Genomic DNA, 16,201 nt, shown 5'->3' with positions numbered 1-16,201 from the left:
TGTCATACTCGAATGTTAATGATCTTGCGGATGACCAAGGCCCCGACGAACTGCAGGACAATTCCACCCAGCAGCATCTTCTTGCCCAACTCGTCGGTGAATAGGACCATCAAGTAGTCGGGATTCATCCGATAGACGGCGAGGAACAAAAGCGGCGGCAATGCGAGCAACACGATGCCCGACAAACGGCCTTCGCCAGTGAGGGCCTGAACTTGACCCCAAATTTTGAACCGCTCGCGGACGAGCGTGCCGATTTTGTCCAGAATTTCCGCCAAGTCGCCGCCCGTCTGGCGTTGCAGAATCACGGCGGTGACGAAGAACTTCAAATCGAGATTCGGCACCCGTTCGGTAAGGGCGTCGAGGGCTTCTTCAAACGGCAGGCCCAGGTTTTGCTCTTCGAACACGCGGCCGAATTCTCGTCCGATTGGTTCGGCCATCTCCGTGGAGACAAGACGGAAGCCTGCTGCCAAACTGTGCCCGGCGCGCAACGCCCGTGAAACAAGTTCCAGGGCCTCGGGCAACTGAGCAGCGAACTTGCCCAACCGCCGCTTACGCATGAACATCAGCCACGCCATCGGCAACAGCGCGAAGCCGAAGCCAACGACAGGGGCAAAGGCATAGTGGACGCCAACATAGGCGCACGCGAGAAACGCCACGAATCCAAGTGCGGCGGAAATCGCCACGAACTTCGTCACCGACATATGGACGTCGGCCTGGCTAAACACACGCGGCAGATTGAACCACCGCGAGACGACCGATTCCAGAAAGCCTTTGCCGGCGCCGCGCTCCTTCGCCAAGATCTGCGTGAGCTCGGCGAGCGTGCCTTCGCCGCCCCCCTTGCCGGTCAGCGTGTTAAGCCGCCCCTCCATTTGCGAGATCGACTTGTCGCGCATCAGCGCCGCGATCGCGACGACGAGCAGCGTCACGCCGACGAACACCGCGCCGATGATCAGGATTGTAAGCATGAACGTCTCGCTGACTTAGGGATGTCTCTTCTGCCGACTGCTCGATTAGTCCCGCAGCATGATCCGTTCGCGGAACACGCTCGCGGGCAACCGGACGCCGTGCGACTCGAAGCGCGGAATGAACGACGGGCGGATGCCGGTTGCTTCGAACCGACCGACGCCGCGGCCATTCTCGTTCACGCCTTCGAGAACGTACTTAAAAATGTCTTGCATGATGATGGTGTCTTGCTCCATCCCCATGATTTCAGTGATTGCCGTCACTTTACGAGGGCCGCCCGGCAAGCGATTCACCTGGACAATCAAGTCGACGGCGCTTGAAATCTGCTGACGCATCGCCTTAATTGGCATTTCGAAGCCCGCCATCATGATCATCGTCTCGAGACGAGCGATCGCGTCGCGCGGCGTATTGGCGTGGCACGTCGTGAGCGAACCTTCATGGCCCGTATTCATCGCCTGCAGCATGTCGAGCGTTTCCGGTCCGCGACACTCGCCGATGATGATGCGGTCAGGCCGCATACGCAGGCAGTTGCGCACGAGGTCGGTCGCCGTGATGCGCCCCTTGCCTTCGATGTTCGGCGGACGCGTTTCCAGCCGCACGATGTGCTGCTGCTGAAGTTGAAGTTCCGCCGCGTCTTCGATCGTCACGATGCGGTCGTGATTCGAAATAAAGCTCGACAGCGTGTTGAGCAGCGTCGTCTTACCGGAACCAGTGCCGCCGGAGATGATAATGTTCAATCGCGCCTTCATGGCGCCTTCGAGCAGCATGACCATTTCCGGCGTCATGCTTTTGTAGTTCAGCAGATCTTCAAGCTTCAGCGGGTTCGACCCGAACCGCCGAATCGTCACGCTCGGGCCGTCTAGGGCCAGCGGCGGAATGATGGCGTTCACGCGGGAGCCGTCCGGCAACCGCGCGTCGACCATCGGGCAGACTTCGTCGACGCGCCGGCCGACCTTCGAGACGATGCGGTCGATGATCTGCATCAAATGCTTGTCATCGCGGAACGTCACGGTGGACTTTTCCAGCTTGCCGCCGTTTTCAATGAAAATGGCCTTGGGGCCGTTGATCATGATTTCACTGATCGCCGGGTCCTTCAGCAGCATTTCGAGCGGCCCGAGCCCGAAGGTTTCGTCGAGCACTTCGTCGATGAGCCGATCGCGCTCGTTGCGATTGAGGAACGTGTCTTCCGTATCGCATAGGTGTTCGACGACGAGCCGAATCTCGCGGCGCAGGACTTCGCCCTCAAGGTCGCCGATGTGCGACAAATCGAGTTTGTCGACGAGCTTCGAATGGATCCGCTGCTTGAGCTTCTCGAACTCGGCTTCGCGATCTTTATTGGCGGGCTGCTGTTGAGCCTGAGTAGCGAGTCGTGTCATGGCGATCGTCTTTTGCTACGAGCTGTTCCGGGAATGCGCACGATCCCCGCCTGCGTTGGGGAAATACCCCGCGCAACGCCGCTGGGGCGTCAGAAAAGGATAGTTCACGCTGGCGGCCCATGGCGCAAACCCGCAGGCGGCGGAGAATTCGCGGCAGATCGCACAAGCGGAATGTTCCGCGTGGAGCGATTGAGTGGCCGCAGGCCAGGCTTTTAGCCTGGCGGAAGTGCTCGCAAGGTTGGCAAATCAATCGCGCTGCCGTTGGGCAGAAGTGCCCGACCTACGAGCGGCTCGACCAGAGATTGAGCCACCGTCGGCTCTTGCCGTCGCTAGCGCCGTCGTCGTCGCTCTTCTTGCCGCATAGCGAATCGGCCAGCTGACCGATCGATTGCGTGATGGCGGCCTTCGGGGCGTGCTGCAGCAGCGGCACGCCGTTGTTGCGCACCTCCACCATCACGCGGTAGTCGTTCGGAATCTGCCAGTAGACGTCGCGGCCGATCGTATCGCGGGCTTTCTTCAGGCTAATCTGCCCCGAGTCCTGGCCGTAGCGGTTGACGATTACCTTCGTCTTCGAACGCAAGGCCTCGTCTTCGTCGAACGTCATCAGCAAGCGGACGACGTTTCGCAAGCAGGGTAGGTCGAGTTGCGTCAGCATCAGCACGTCGTCGGCTGTGCGAAGGGCCAGCATGTCGAGTTCGCTGAAGCTCTTCGACGTGTCGATCACCATGTGAGTGAACGACGTTTTCAGCAGGCCGAGCACCCGCTGCAACTTGTCCGGCGTGATCTGTTTGATTTCGTCAAGCTGCATCGGCCGCGGCAGCAAATGGACGCCCGTAGAATGGACAGTCAGCGATTTGCGCAGCAACGTCAGATCGAGCCGCTCGACGTTCTGAGCGATGTCGGCGAGCGTGTATTCTGGGATCGTGTCGAGGAACACGTCGTCGTCGCCCAGGGCGACGTCGAGGTCGACCAGCACCACCGAGTTGGCTGGATCGGCCGCCAGCGCACACGCCAGATTGACGGCCACGCTCGACGAACCAACGCCGCCCGTCGCGCCCGCGACGGCGAACACTTGGCAACCGTCTTTCGCGGTAGGCGAGGCGTTGCCGCTCGATTGCCGCTTCACGCGCTGCAGGGCGGCCGAAAGATCTTCGGTCCGCAATGGTTCCGTGAGAAACTCCTTGGCGCCGGCCCGCATCGATTCGAGAATCAAGCGGCCGTCGGTTGAGCTGCTGGAAACGAGGATCGAGCAGTTCGGCGACTTCGCGAGCGTTTCCTGGATCAGCTTGACCGCCCGCGGCGGATCGCTGTCCATGGCGATGAAGCCGATGTCGGGCTTCGTCTGCTCAACGACGTCGACGAAAAAGGCGTACCGCGAGCACTCCGCCTCTAACCAGACGGTATCTAACCCCAGGAGAACCGATTTCAGGTTCTCGCGTGTGGCGTCGTTCGGGTCGACGATCGCAATCCGCAGTACGTTTGCCATGCCCAGTTGCTGACTAGGGTCATTGCTCGACGGCTCGCACTCACACGGCAGTTGCCGGAGCGGAATCGACTATCGAGTCTATGACCTCCTTGGAGCCCTTCTCTCCGAGCAAAATTAGCTTATTTCTGCACGTCGTAGCCGATCGGCCCAATCAAACCCGGAGTACTTGTCGATCGAGCCGACGTTTGCCGAACCTGGTTCGGCTGATGCCGATTCACCGGGCTGTAGTGGGCCGCGGGCGCCGCCCGGAACTGTGGCCCTTGGATACTGGCAGCCGGGTCGGGTAGCGTAGCAGGGGCGAGTTCCGGTTGTAAGGGCTGTACCGGCATCCCGCCGGAAGGCGCCGCCTGAATTGGGCCCTGGTAGATCTCGCCTTCATACTGCGGTCCGGCGTTTTGGTAGTTCTGGCCACGGTAGACTTGGTTCGGAGCCATTCCGCCGCCGTCGGACGCCATTGCTGGGCCGCCCCCGGAGCCACCGCACGGGCCGAAGCCATTCATGTTGCAGTCGAGGCCCGGGGCGTTGCAGTAGCAAGGGTCGCTTGCTCCGCAGGGACCGCAAGCCGGAACTTCGAGCATGCCTTTGCAGTACAGTTCGCCGCCGGACGGAGACATCGTTTCCATACCCGGTCCGCACAGCGGAACCTCGTGAGGATCCATCGCTTCCGCGAACTCAGGAGTAACGAGGATCAAGAGTTCGATTTCTTCGACCTCTTCTTTCACCTTACGAAATGCTGCGCCGACGACCGGGACGTCCATCAAGTAGGGCAAGCCGCGGCGTTGAGCTTTGACGCGCGTCTGCTTCAGACCCGCCAAGGCCAGCGTCTGTCCCGCCTGCATTTCGACGCCGGTGTCGACGTAGCTCACCTTGGTGCGGAACAGTTCATTGCCGAGCGGCACCGTATTGTCGATCTCGCTGATCTTCGGGCGGACTTCGAGCCGAATCCGGCCGTTGCCCATCACGATGGGCAAAAAGTCGACTTGCGTACCGAAGTCTTCCGACTGCACGGTGCTGCCGGAGATGCCGTTGTTGATTTGGAAGAAGATTTCACCGCCCGCGTTAAAGGCGGCGGGACGACCGCTGACCGTCACCAGCGTCGGATTGGCGAGCGTCTTCACCAGGTTATCCTGCTGCAGCGCTTCCAGCGTTCCCAGGAATTGCGTGTTGCCGTTGACGATGTCAAACGTCACGGTGGAACTCGGCGCGATGAAGGTATTTCCGCTGCGGTTGATCGAGGTCAGCACGCCCGACGCTGACTGCGTCAGGAAGCCGCCCGTACTGCTCAAATCGAAGTCGAAGCCCAAGCTACGCAGCTTGGTGCGGTTGACTTCCATAATTTTCACCTTGAGCAAAATCTGCTGAGCGCCGCCGACGGTGATGTTGTTGACGACCTTCGGTGCGTAGTCTTCTGCGAGTTGGCGAATCGTGCTGACGATTTCAGGCCGATCGACCTGACCTTCCAGCACCAAGCTGTTGGTCAGGCGGATCACCCGCACTGACGACGACGGGAACATGCGCTGCAAGTTGACTTCAAGCTCGCGAACGTCGCCGAAGATCAGCAAGTCGACCGTGTAGATCTCGCCGTTCTCGTCCCATAGGTTGATCTGCGTCACGCCAGGCTTGCGCGCCGCAATCTGCACTTGGGTGTCGCTCACGGGGGTCGCAGTGACCAAGTCGGGATTATTGACGACGATCCGCGGAATCCGCGTGCCGAGCGTCAGAATTTGACTGGTGTTGACTGTCATCTCCAGTCGTTCGTTCGACTGCGACAGGTTGCGTACCACCGAGCCCGCTTGCTGGGCAAACGCGGGCGCTGCGAGCGTGTTCGTCAACAACGCCACTGCCATGACGAGTCGAATGCCAGAACGGCGTGAGAAACGAGTTGCGTACATCCGTGTACATCCTTCGCAGGTGGAGGGCAGGGGAGTTTCGCTCTCCCTGACCCCGGCTCCGGAACGTCCTTGTTCCGCAGGATTGTCGATCTAGCTCTATCCGGCCGGGCGTCGAGTTTCCGACGCGCAGCTCCGGGCTATTTACTCAACTTCAAGTCGATCGGGAAACCGGCAGGCGTCGATGCGTCTCCGGTATCGGTCGATACAGGAGCCGGGGCAGGCGCCGGGGCGACAGGCGCGGTCGCGAACGGACCTGCCACGGGCAACGGCAACGACGTCTCCGGCGAATTCGTCTCGCTGATCGGATCGCCGTTCTCCGAAAACTGTACGGTTGAGATCTCGTTCGGATAGATAATCTTCATCTGGAACTGCGGCTTCTTCGGCTGCGGGTTCGAAGCCGCGGCCGCCGCAGCACTGCTCAGCGCTTGCTGCATCAACGATTGGAAACCGGAGAGCGATCCCTCCCCCTGTTCGACTTCAGGGGCGTCCTGCTCATTTTCACGACGGTTCGCCGTGCTGCGGCCGAACAACTCGTCGGCTCCTTGCTCGGAATCCTCCACGACGGCGTCGTCGTCAGGATTGCGCGGGATCAGGCTGATTTCGCCCATGTTCTCCGCAAGGTTGATTCGGTTCGCCTGAGTCGGCGTCACGATCAGCGAGACAGTTTTCGCGACATTGCGGGCTTCTTCACCGTCAGTCGATTTGTCGATGGTTTGATCCACCGCGTAGACGCGAATGTTCTGCAAGAAGATTTTTGTGAAGGGGCTGGCGATCCCGTGCTCGGGATTCGCCCGCACGAAGATCTGGACGTCGACGCGGTCGCCAGGGCTAAGCAAACCGGCCGCGCTCTTCCGAGCATCGACCTGGATCGTCTTCAGCCGCATGCCGGCCGGCACGCCTTGGATCGGATCGCTCCGCTGCCCCTTGGCCAGCAGCTTGTTGTCGAGGAGAGGCTCGCCCTGATAGATATTGCTGCGCGGACGACGGTCTTCGAGCTCTTCCCATTTGGAAATGGCGCCGAGCGGAACCTTGTCCTTCGGCCACTCCTCAAGGGCGACCATCTTTTCCGTCAGCGGGTCGCCGACGTTGACGTTCTTGAGAGCGACGTAGATCGGCGCCGTTTCCACAGCCGCCGGGCGATTGCTGCCGTCGAGTACTTGGCTAATGCCAATCGACGCAACCAAGCCGCAGCCTAGCGCAAGCGCAAGCAGAATTAATGATTTCGGACGCATCATACCCCCCTGGCATGAAGCGATAGACGTTCACCGGCAATGCGCCGGCTTACAATCCGCGCCTCGTCGTTGTTTTCGGCGCCCTCGTCACAATCGGTTCAATCTAAACTTCCGACAAAGGCCGAATCGCCGAGTGCTAGCGGCGATTCAGGCCTTGTTCGGGTATCTAGTTGAGTCGTTACCTAGACCAGCATCCCCGCCCACGCGAAGTAGGCGATGGAGCCAATGGCCATCGGAATTCCATAGGGCAGCAAGAACATCCGCGACTTCCGTTCGGCCGCGATGGTTGCAAGCTGCTCGGGGTCTTTAATCGTGCTGAATTCGTTCAGGATCGAAAAGAACTGGGCGTGGTGCTTGTGCCAAGCGCCTTGCGACAGCACCATCCCGACGGCAATGACGCCGCCGACGATAGCGGAGACGGCGAAGGCGTAGAGCGTCACCTCGCTCCCTAGCCAAGCGCCGACGCCGGCCATCAGCTTTACGTCGCCCGCTCCCATCCCGCCGACCGAGTAGGCAGGCAGCAGAACGGCTAAACCAACCGCAGTGCCGGCGAGGCTGTAGAACAATCCTGCCCAACCCGCGTCGGGTGAGAAAAACGTGCCGTAAATCCAGCCCGAGGCAATCATCGGGAAGGTAATCCAGTTCGGCACCTTTAACTGCTTGCCGTCAATAATCGCGGCGACGACGAGCGTGATCGTAACGACCCAGCAGGCCCAGTTTTCAGCCAAGCGAGAGCCAAGTTCCTGATAGTCGGACATGTCGGACTTCCCTATCAATGCTGCGGAATGATTCGGACTGTTTTATTACCAGCGGGGCGCGAACATCACCGCGGCGAACGCGGTGAACGCTGCGAAACCGTAGCACGCCAATTGAACTGCGCTGCGAACGACATCTTCGGGCAACAAGCTGAACATGGCAGAAACTCCGGAATCAGCGATTCAAACGTCCTTAGCCGACTAGGCGAGGGCGCGCCTCTATACAAACCTAGCTCACAAAAACGGCAGGCGTTTCCGCCGCCTGCCGGCGGCAAAAATCAAAACCACTCGGGAAATGCCAGTGGATTTGGCCGCGCGCAGAAAAAACCTCTCGGAACGCCGAAGCGTTCCGAGAGGGTCGTTAGGCAACAGTGATCTTGGCGTCGTCAGACGCAGATCAGATTAGGTGCCGCCAAGCTGAGTGGCGACCTTGTTGAACGTGGTGTTCGCGTTGCTGCCGATGGCGCCAATCGCCGTCAGACAGACAATCACGATGAGGGCCAGCATCACGGCGTATTCGACCGCGGTGGGGCCATCTTCCGACTTGAGGAAACGTTGTACCTTCAGTGCGAGATTCTTCATAGCATCCTCCGATTCTTGAGCCGTCGACTACGCGAGTCGGCGAACTCTACTGGTTGTCGAGAGCCATCACGCTCTCGGTGGTTGGTTTGGACAGTTGCCTCTGTTCGTCGCCGAACCTAGGAGCCTGCTTACTTTGCCCCCGTCCAAACCGGAAAAAGTGAAACGATAAGTTTTCCTGCGTCACATCTCGGTGAACTCATTTCGTTGCGCCGTTTGCACGACGCGGATCCCTTCGGCGGCCGAGCTAACGTCAAGTCGCTGTAGCGACCCGCCGTCCTCTAGCTTTGCGTCCCGGCCTTGCGACCGGTTTGCCTTTGTCGAGGATGAAAACGCAGCAGGCTCGGCGTCATACGCCTCTTCGCCCGGCTTCGTCCAATGAAGCGTCCGGTGAACCCGGAACCCAAGAGAAGAGAGGTCATTCGCCGGCGAACGCCTGCTTGCATTCGCCTTCGAGCCGTCGCCGCTTGCACGACTTCGACTCTGCATGAAACCTATGTCGAGTTCTCAGGGTGTCAAAAGAAAATGCTTGGCAGCCGGAGGATTTCAAACTCTTCCTCCTCGCTACAACCTGCCCTGCCGGACTAACCCGATCGCCGTACCTCAGAATCGCTACCATCCCGAGCGCACGGGCCTTCGCGACCTAAGATTGGAGCGTGATCGGAGTGCAGTCGGGGAAGATTGGCGGCGTTCGGCTGCCATCTCCCGCCGAATAGCCCCGCTGCGCAGCGTTTCCCTCGGCAGTGATATCAATAAGAGTGCGTTAGGAACCGGATGATGATTGCGACGGCGTTGGCGGCAGCTGCGATGATCTGGGCGCTCGGAGCCCCGCTGCCCAACGTCTGGCTTCCACTCGCGGCGAGCGCATTGCTGTGGGCCGTCAGCTTGAAGTGGCAGCCAAATCTGCTGCGTGCCCTGGCAACGTTGGTCGTCTTCTCCGTGTCATTCACGCTGCTTATGGAGGGGGCCGCCGCCGCCAAGCTCCCGCTCGCCGACCGTTCGCTCGCGTCGATTGACGCCGCACTTGGGCTTAGTGCTCCCGCACTGGTCGCGTGGGTCGCGAAGCACCCATGGCTCTCGCTACTGCTGCAGTGCGCTTACTTCTCGATCATGCCGCAGACTTGTTTGCTCATTTTGCTGAACGCCGAGAAGCCAGAACTCTGGCTGTTCCTGAAACGGTTCTTTCTCGCGGCGCAAATCGCACTGTGTCTGTTTTTCTTCTTTCCGGCTGAAGGCGTCGCGACGTGCTTGTCGCCGCCTGTGATGGCGCGCTTCCATGCACTCCGCGCCGGGGCGCCGCTCGATTGGCAGCAAGCGCAGGGAATCGTGACGTTTCCCAGCTTCCACGTCGCCTGGGGCCTGATTCTTCTCGCCTCCTTCTGGAAAACGCCCCTCCGCTGGCCGGCAGTCGTGCTAAATGGGCTGATGATTGTCTCGACGGTGACCACTGGCGGGCACTACTTCATCGATGTTCCCGGCGGAGTATTAGTTGGCCTGGTGGTGATCATGCAGCCTACCGCAGCGGCCGTTCCTACAGGCTGGGCCGCTCATTTATGGAGGCAAGTGGCTCAGCGATTGTCTCCCACTCGCTCGGGCGGCGCTAGCTGATCTCTTCACGCGCTCGCGTTGCGAAGTGCTAGCGATGCTGGCGGTTTGCCATTCGACTTTGCCGGCTGGGCAAGCGATGCCAGTTTCGGGAAAAGCTGGGCAGCGACCTTCCGGTTCGTGTCGATACTGACGACGGTAACGCTTCCACGGCGGCTTCGCGCCGACGCCGCGCTATCCCGACTGCCTACGAACACCTCGGCCGTTGGCCTCGCCACGTTCCGCTCCGCAGGATCGATCGATGAAACATTCCGCCGTTTGGGCCGCACTTCCGGCCGCCATGTTGCTTGCCGCATCAGCTCAAGCGCAGCAGTGCGCTCACCGCGGCGGCGGCTGCGTCGTCGGGCCAAATGATCACTACACCTGCGAAGAGGCCTACTACCAAAATTCAATTTGGCCGCGGCAATACATCAGTCCGGCTCGCCGCGGCATCTGCACGGCGTTCGACACGATGACGACCAACGGCTGGCGTCGGCAGAACTTGCTCGGCCCGTATCACTTCGAAGCCGACGGCGTCCAACTCAACGAAGCTGGCCGTCTAAAGGCTGAGTGGGTGATGACGCAGGCGCCGCCACAACAGCGGGTGCTGTACGTCCAGCGCGTCGCGAACCAGGAGCGGACGGCCGGCCGAGTCGAAGCGGTGCAAGAATACCTCGCCAGCATCCAGGGCATGGGCGGTCCTGGCGACGTGCAAGAAACATTGGTTCGCGACGACGGATATCCGGCCGGCATGGTCGACGCCGTATTCACGGGCTTCAAAGCCAACCAGCCAATTCCTGCGCTGCCGGCCGCCGGGGCGCTCGAATCATCGAACTAACGCCGCCGCTCTCCATCCCTTCGTCTGCCGATACGACCAACCGTTCAGGGAACGCCACAATGCGAAAGTTTTGGTTCGCAAACTGCATGCTCGCGGTCGCCGCTCTCGGCTGCTCGAGCACGAACGGACCCGGCGTCTCCGGCGGTTACGTCTCGAAGGGAGGCCCTCCCGGAGCGCCTGGCGCCGTCATTGCCGAGGCGGGTTGGACCGATAAGTTCGTCGCGTCGATGAAAGAGTACTCGCCGAGCATGTTTGGCGACTCGAAGCCGAACGCCGTTGCCCCGGCTGCCCCGTCGAGTGACGTGCCGTTCGATCCGAAGAAGGCGACGCCTGAACTTCACGTCTCGCTCGCTCACTTCGCGCATCGCGCCGGTCAGATTCCGCAAGCTCGCCAGCACTACCAAAAAGCGTTGGCGATGGATCCAAAGAATCTCGACGCCTTGCTCGGCGCAGCACGGTTGGAAGATCGCGAGGGCCGGCTCGACGTCGCTCAAATGCTCTACGAGCGCGCCGCCAAGGCTCATCCGCAAAGTGCAACCGCGCAAAACGACCTCGCGCTCTGTTACGCCCGACGCGGCGATCTGCCGACCGCGGCCCGCGTCCTTGACCAAGCCGTCCGGTTAGAACCGCGCAAAGCCCTCTACCGCAACAACTCGGCCAAAGTGTTGGTGGAGATGAACCAGGTGAAGCCTGCCATGGATCACCTGATGGCAGTTCATACGCCGGCGGTTGCTAACTACAACATGGCCGTGCTGCTGAACGACCGCGGTCGCAGCGCCGAGGCCATGCCGTTCCTGTCGCAAGCGATCTCGCTCGATCCAGCGATGCAGCCAGCTCACGAAATGCTGGCTCAGTTGACGGCGCCGGTAACCCCGCAGTACGAACACTCGATCGTGGCTCAGCAACAACCTGCGATGCCTGCCCCTGCGGCTTACGGCGAGGAATCGATCTTGCCGACGCCCGAAGCGGTCGCCGCGATGCCGAACACGCCGTGGATCGCACCGGCGGCGGCTACGCAGTCAGTCGACTCGGCCCCGATGCTGCTCCCGCCAGTCAACCAGTAACCCAATTACTGGCGAGATCACCCTAGCCCCGGGCTCCGACCGGGGGTGGCAGCACGCGACGCGACGCCAAGCGGAATGGTTACCGACCCCCGGGCGGAGCCCGGGGCTAGAAATGCGACGCAGCGGGTTGCAATCGCGCGACCCTACCGCGCAGACGGCGCGACAAAAGTCGGTTGGTTAACGCTGCTCGGCTGAATGACGGCGCCTTCTGCGACCGGCGTCTCGAGCGCCACTGTGTCGACTTGCCCGTCAAGAATGATCGGCGCTGCCGCAAGCGGAGCTACTTCGGTCGGAGCTTCGGCAATTAACGGCGGCGCCATCCGCGGGCCTTGGCCATGCTTCGCTTCCAGGATCCGATACACGATTGTTGCGGAGAGCAGAGCGAGCAACACGCTCAGAAAGCTGATCCCAATCACCGCGTCGCGGCGACTGATTCCATCTTGTTGATCCATAAATGATCCGTGGGGTTTCCGTCCCGCTGCACTACACCGATGTTCGTTCGGCGACTCGCAACTTGGCGCTGCGAGCACGCGGATTTCGACTCGACTCTTCTTCGCTCGCGACGATCGGCTTACGCGTCACCGCGTTCAACCGGTCATCTTCTCGAAACGCTTCCTTGACGATTCGATCTTCCAGCGAGTGGAAACTAATGATCGCAAGTCGGCCGCCCGGCTTCAAGTAGTTTGGCAGCCGCCGCAGTGCTGACTGCAGGGCGTCCAGCTCCCCATTCACGGCAATTCGTAGGGCTTGGAAGGTTCGTGTGGCCGGATCGATGTTGTGGCCGCGGCTGCGCGGGACGCAACTGCGTACTAGCTCCGCTAGCTGCGCGGCGGTCTTGACTGGATCGGTTCGTCGTTGCTCGACAATTTTGCGCGCGATCCGCCGGCTGAAACGCTCTTCACCGTATTGATAGATCACGTCCGCCAAGTGCTCTTCGCTCATGCGGGCGATCATCTTCCACGCCGGTTCGCCGTTGTCGGCGTCGAATCGCATATCAAGATCGCCGTCGGCCATGTAGCTGAAGCCGCGGTTCGGGTCGGCCAGTTGATCGCTCGACAACCCAAGGTCGAGTAGCACGCCGTCAACGGCAGCGACGCCGATCTCGTCGAGCACTTCAGGGATGTCGGCGTAGCTGGCGTTCGCTACGGAGACGGATAAGCCCGCCAGCATTTCGGAAGCGCGCTCTACGGCAACGGCATCGAGATCAACCGAGATGACGCGGCCTGTATCGCCGACGCGCTCGGCCAACGCTCGCGTGTGTCCGCCGCCGCCTAAGGTTCCGTCGACAAAAACGCCGCCAGCGGCAGGGCGAAGCTGTTCCAGCACTTCATCGAACAGAACTGGAATATGGACGGTCGCATCATTCATCGCTCCAGCTTAATGACTGGTGCAGGCAATAAAAATGCCCCATTCCAAAGCACGTCCCTGCGCCTTGGATGAGGCTGCGGGTTGGAACGACGAATTTCGCCGATCCGCCCCAACCTCCGCTCCGTGACATCCATGCCGCGAGCGGATCATCGAATTCCCCAAAAAGGCGACGCCAGCCTGTGGCCTCGCCAGCGTCGCCCCAGGGAAATCGAAATGAACGGTGGTCGTGGTTCCTCCACGCAGGTCTGCTGTTCGTTACCGCGGCGCCCGCGGCATCGCCTCGTGGGGGCTCTCTTCACCATTGGGAGCGTTGTTCTGTTGCAAAAGCTGCGTGGCAGCCCCGCCCATGAGCGCCGCTTCCGCCAGCTGTTCATACTGCCCGTCGCACTGGGCGACGTAGGCCTCCCAGCGGTCGGCGGCCCAAACTTCGATGTGGTCGCGAACGCCCACGACCATCGCCTCGCCGCTGAGCTTGGCCCAATTAATCAGTTCGGTCGGTACGCGTAGCCGCCACTGCGAATCTGGGCTAACTGTCGCCGCCTGAGAGAAAAACAGCCGGCTGTAATCGCGAACTTCCCGCGTGGCGGGGGAGGTCGCCGCTAAGCGATCGGCCAGCGCCGCAAATGCCGCGGGCGGGTAGATAGCCAAGCAGCCATCCAGCCCGGGAGTCAAATAGAGCGGGCCGTCGGCCGCCAACTGGTCGCGGAGGGGTTTGGGAATCGCCAGCCGCAGCTTGTCATCGAGGGCGCGACGATACGACCCCGTAAACAGCATGACCTGGCCCCCATTTTTCCCCAATCGTCACCAACGGTCCCCAACATACCCCCGCTGAGCCGCTCGTCAACGCTGATCTTTCCCTCCGCCGAAACCGACGATGGGCGAACGAAACCTTTCTGTCACTCGCGCAACGAGTTACGGCCGATCACGAAATTTGAAAATTCGTCGTCGTCCCGTTCCGAGGCGCTGCTCGGGCTGATCGAGCGGCGTGGCCAGTTGGTGATTGCGGTAGCCGGTAAACTATTGCCCGGCATATACTTGCACGTTTTCGCTCCGTTCGCGTCGCTTCGTCTGCAGGAACTCGCCCCGCATGGAACCTTGGTTCGATTACGATCTCCCCGCCGAACTCATTGCCCAGGAACCGCTTATCAATCGGGTCGACGCCCGCTTGATGATTGTCGACCGCGCGCGGTGCACGATCGATCATGCCCACATTCGCGATATCCCCGACTTCATCCGCCGCGGCGATCGAGTCGTTCTGAACGACACCAAAGTGATTCCGGCCCAACTCCGCGGCAAACGCGTCGAGACCGGCGGCCAATGGCAGGGGCTGTTCTTGGGATCGACCCCGGAGGGGGACTGGAAGCTCGTCTGCAAGACTCGCGGCCACCTCAAAGAACCTGAGGCGGTCCACCTGCTCGATCGCGAGGGGCGCGTCGCGGCGAAGCTCTGGATGGTCGAACGACTCGACGATGGCCAGTGGCGAGCTCGTCTCGACGAACCGATTGATACGCTAGCGTTGCTCGACCGCATCGGCCGCGTGCCGCTGCCGCCGTACATCCGCGGCGGCCAGATGGTCGACGCCGACGTCGAACGCTACCAAACCGTCTTCGCCCGCCGGCCCGGCGCGGTTGCCGCGCCGACGGCAGGGCTCCATTTCACGCCCGAACTCCTTCGCTCGGTCGGCCAGCGGGGCGCCGACGTCTCGGCGGTGACGCTGCACGTCGGCATGGGAACGTTCCGCCCGATTGCCGTCGAGAACCCAGCCGATCACCCGATGCACGCCGAGTGGGCGGAAGTCAACGCAGCGGCCGCCCGCGAGATTTGCGCCGCCCGTGCCGCCGAAGGCCGCATCGTGAACGTCGGCACCACGGTCGTCCGCACGCTAGAAACAGTAGCCGCGGCTCAACGAGCCGCCGGAGCCCCCGACCTGGTGGCGCCCTGGCAAGGCGAATCACGCCTCTACATCCGCCCGCCGTACGAATTCCTGGCGACAGACGCGATGGTCACCAACTTCCATTTCCCGCGGACGACGCTGCTACTGCTCGTGCAGGCGTTCGGGGGCGTCGAACTTGTCCGCGAGGCCTATGCGAAGGCGATCGAGCAACAGTATCGCTTCTATAGCTACGGCGACGCGATGCTCATCCAATGACAAGCGTCGCATCGCCGTGGCGTCTCTTGAGATTGAAGCTAATTAAAGCTGGCTGTCGCTGGTCGCAAACGAGTCACGAACCCCAAACGCTCGACAGATTGGCAGCGGAAGTGTTGAAGCTTTCGCCTGTCCGTTGAGCGAGGGCCGTGACCGACGTGATGCAGACCCCGACAATCAGCGCTAACATGACGGCATATTCAACGGCCGTAGGGCCATCTTCTTCCGTCAGGAAGCGTCGAATGAAGTCGCGCATGGGACACGTCACAAGAAAAGGGGGAAAAGAGGAGGGGATGTGCAGGACCGGAGGCGTTCGCCTTCAATCCCGACATCTAAACTCTATGTCGCACCCGGCCGTGTGCAGGCGATTGTTCGTGGGAATCGCCGACTTTTGGAATTATTTTTCGCCGCCGGTCCGTTTGTAACGCCCCATGACGATCGAGGCATGATCGGCCGCTTGCCGCTTAGCGCGAACGCCCCAATGGCCGCTGCGCAACAAAAAAAGGGCCTGTCCCGCAGGACAAGCCCTTCGTGTTTGATTCGCTTTTACGCTCAGCCGATTAGGCCTGGAACGAGCTGCCGCAACCACAGCTCTTTACCGCGTTCGGGTTGTCGAACGTGAACCCGCGGCGATCGATGCCTTCGTAGAAATCAACCGTCGTGCCATCAAGGTAGAGAGCGCTCTTCTTATCGACGACGACCGGCACGCCGTGGAATTCGTACTTCGCATCGACCGTTTCGTCGAAGTCCTTGGCAAAGCCCAGGGCATAGCTGAAGCCGCTGCAGCCGCCGCCGGCAACGCCGACCCGCAGTACGTGGTCTTCGTACTTCTGGGCTTCCATGATCCGCTTGACTTCGTGGGCAGCTTTTTCGGTGAGAACAATGCTCATGGGAGACCCCTTTTTCCGTCTTTCGATG

At 61.0% G+C, this 16,201-nt stretch carries 16 protein-coding genes and 1 riboswitch; of the genes, 4 read left to right on the top strand and 12 right to left on the bottom strand.

Annotated elements, in window-relative coordinates; translation table 11 throughout:
- Positions 1-2: 2 nt before the first annotated feature.
- The 7 genes from ACQY7R_RS03610 to ACQY7R_RS03580 form a co-directional block, all read right to left on the bottom strand.
- Positions 3-965: a type II secretion system F family protein gene (locus ACQY7R_RS03610; RefSeq protein WP_428304234.1), complete on the bottom strand. Its 963-nt coding sequence runs from the start codon at positions 963-965 to the stop codon at positions 3-5.
- Positions 966-1,010: 45 nt separating this feature from the next.
- A complete protein-coding gene (locus ACQY7R_RS03605; RefSeq protein WP_428304233.1) occupies positions 1,011-2,339 on the bottom strand; it encodes a CpaF family protein in 1,329 nt (442 codons plus the stop codon).
- Positions 2,340-2,619: 280 nt separating this feature from the next.
- Entirely contained in the window at positions 2,620-3,825 is a 1,206-nt protein-coding gene (locus tag ACQY7R_RS03600; RefSeq protein WP_428304232.1) for an AAA family ATPase, read from the bottom strand.
- Positions 3,826-3,944: 119 nt separating this feature from the next.
- Positions 3,945-5,717: a type II and III secretion system protein family protein gene (locus ACQY7R_RS03595; protein WP_428304231.1), complete on the bottom strand. Its 1,773-nt coding sequence runs from the start codon at positions 5,715-5,717 to the stop codon at positions 3,945-3,947.
- A gap of 137 nt (positions 5,718-5,854) precedes the next feature.
- Positions 5,855-6,949, bottom strand: a complete 1,095-nt coding sequence (gene cpaB, locus ACQY7R_RS03590; protein WP_428304230.1) for a Flp pilus assembly protein CpaB — start codon at positions 6,947-6,949, stop codon at positions 5,855-5,857.
- Between the two features lie 182 nt (positions 6,950-7,131).
- Complete coding sequence (locus tag ACQY7R_RS03585; protein ID WP_428304229.1) at positions 7,132-7,707, bottom strand: A24 family peptidase; 576 nt, start codon at positions 7,705-7,707, stop codon at positions 7,132-7,134.
- Between the two features lie 399 nt (positions 7,708-8,106).
- Positions 8,107-8,286, bottom strand: coding sequence for a Flp family type IVb pilin (locus ACQY7R_RS03580; RefSeq protein WP_152098837.1), 180 nt, complete (start codon positions 8,284-8,286; stop codon positions 8,107-8,109).
- 231 nt (positions 8,287-8,517) lie between these two features.
- A riboswitch (cyclic di-GMP riboswitch) is annotated at positions 8,518-8,609 on the bottom strand.
- Positions 8,610-9,057: 448 nt separating this feature from the next.
- On the opposite strand from ACQY7R_RS03580, the gene ACQY7R_RS03575 reads away from it, so the two are divergent.
- From ACQY7R_RS03575 to ACQY7R_RS03565, 3 genes are all read left to right on the top strand, one after another.
- Positions 9,058-9,891, top strand: a complete 834-nt coding sequence (locus ACQY7R_RS03575; protein WP_428304228.1) for a phosphatase PAP2 family protein — start codon at positions 9,058-9,060, stop codon at positions 9,889-9,891.
- Positions 9,892-10,129: 238 nt separating this feature from the next.
- Positions 10,130-10,705 carry a hypothetical protein gene (locus ACQY7R_RS03570; protein ID WP_428304227.1) on the top strand — a complete coding sequence of 192 codons (576 nt, stop codon included), beginning with the start codon at positions 10,130-10,132 and terminating at the stop codon, positions 10,703-10,705.
- A 59-nt stretch (positions 10,706-10,764) separates the two neighbouring features.
- Complete coding sequence (locus tag ACQY7R_RS03565; RefSeq protein ID WP_428304226.1) at positions 10,765-11,769, top strand: tetratricopeptide repeat protein; 1,005 nt, start codon at positions 10,765-10,767, stop codon at positions 11,767-11,769.
- Positions 11,770-11,912: 143 nt separating this feature from the next.
- Here ACQY7R_RS03565 and ACQY7R_RS03560 read toward each other — a convergent pair whose 3' ends face one another.
- From ACQY7R_RS03560 to ACQY7R_RS03550, 3 genes are all read right to left on the bottom strand, one after another.
- The gene (locus ACQY7R_RS03560) at positions 11,913-12,221 is read right to left on the bottom strand and encodes a hypothetical protein (protein WP_428304225.1); all 309 of its coding nucleotides are present in this window, start codon (positions 12,219-12,221) and stop codon (positions 11,913-11,915) included.
- Positions 12,222-12,252: 31 nt separating this feature from the next.
- Positions 12,253-13,137: a 16S rRNA (cytosine(1402)-N(4))-methyltransferase RsmH gene (gene rsmH / locus ACQY7R_RS03555; RefSeq protein ID WP_428304224.1), complete on the bottom strand. Its 885-nt coding sequence runs from the start codon at positions 13,135-13,137 to the stop codon at positions 12,253-12,255.
- Positions 13,138-13,392: 255 nt separating this feature from the next.
- Positions 13,393-13,911 (bottom strand): division/cell wall cluster transcriptional repressor MraZ, encoded by a 519-nt coding sequence (locus ACQY7R_RS03550; protein WP_428304223.1) that lies wholly within the window; start codon positions 13,909-13,911, stop codon positions 13,393-13,395.
- Positions 13,912-14,224: 313 nt separating this feature from the next.
- On the opposite strand from ACQY7R_RS03550, the gene queA reads away from it, so the two are divergent.
- Positions 14,225-15,286: a tRNA preQ1(34) S-adenosylmethionine ribosyltransferase-isomerase QueA gene (gene queA / locus ACQY7R_RS03545; RefSeq protein ID WP_428304222.1), complete on the top strand. Its 1,062-nt coding sequence runs from the start codon at positions 14,225-14,227 to the stop codon at positions 15,284-15,286.
- Positions 15,287-15,359: 73 nt separating this feature from the next.
- Here the strand turns inward: queA and ACQY7R_RS03540 are convergent, their stop codons facing one another.
- Together ACQY7R_RS03540 and ACQY7R_RS03535 are read right to left on the bottom strand one after the other, a co-directional pair.
- A complete protein-coding gene (locus tag ACQY7R_RS03540; RefSeq protein WP_152098845.1) occupies positions 15,360-15,539 on the bottom strand; it encodes a Flp family type IVb pilin in 180 nt (59 codons plus the stop codon).
- A 304-nt stretch (positions 15,540-15,843) separates the two neighbouring features.
- Positions 15,844-16,173, bottom strand: coding sequence for a HesB/IscA family protein (locus ACQY7R_RS03535; RefSeq protein WP_152098846.1), 330 nt, complete (start codon positions 16,171-16,173; stop codon positions 15,844-15,846).
- Positions 16,174-16,201: the final 28 nt, after the last annotated feature.

It is taken from the genome of Lacipirellula sp., from assembly GCF_965279485.1.
GTDB lineage: Bacteria > Planctomycetota > Planctomycetia > Pirellulales > Lacipirellulaceae > Lacipirellula.
The sequence above is the reverse complement of the archived record's forward strand: the minus strand, read 5'-3'. Positions and strand labels throughout refer to the sequence as shown.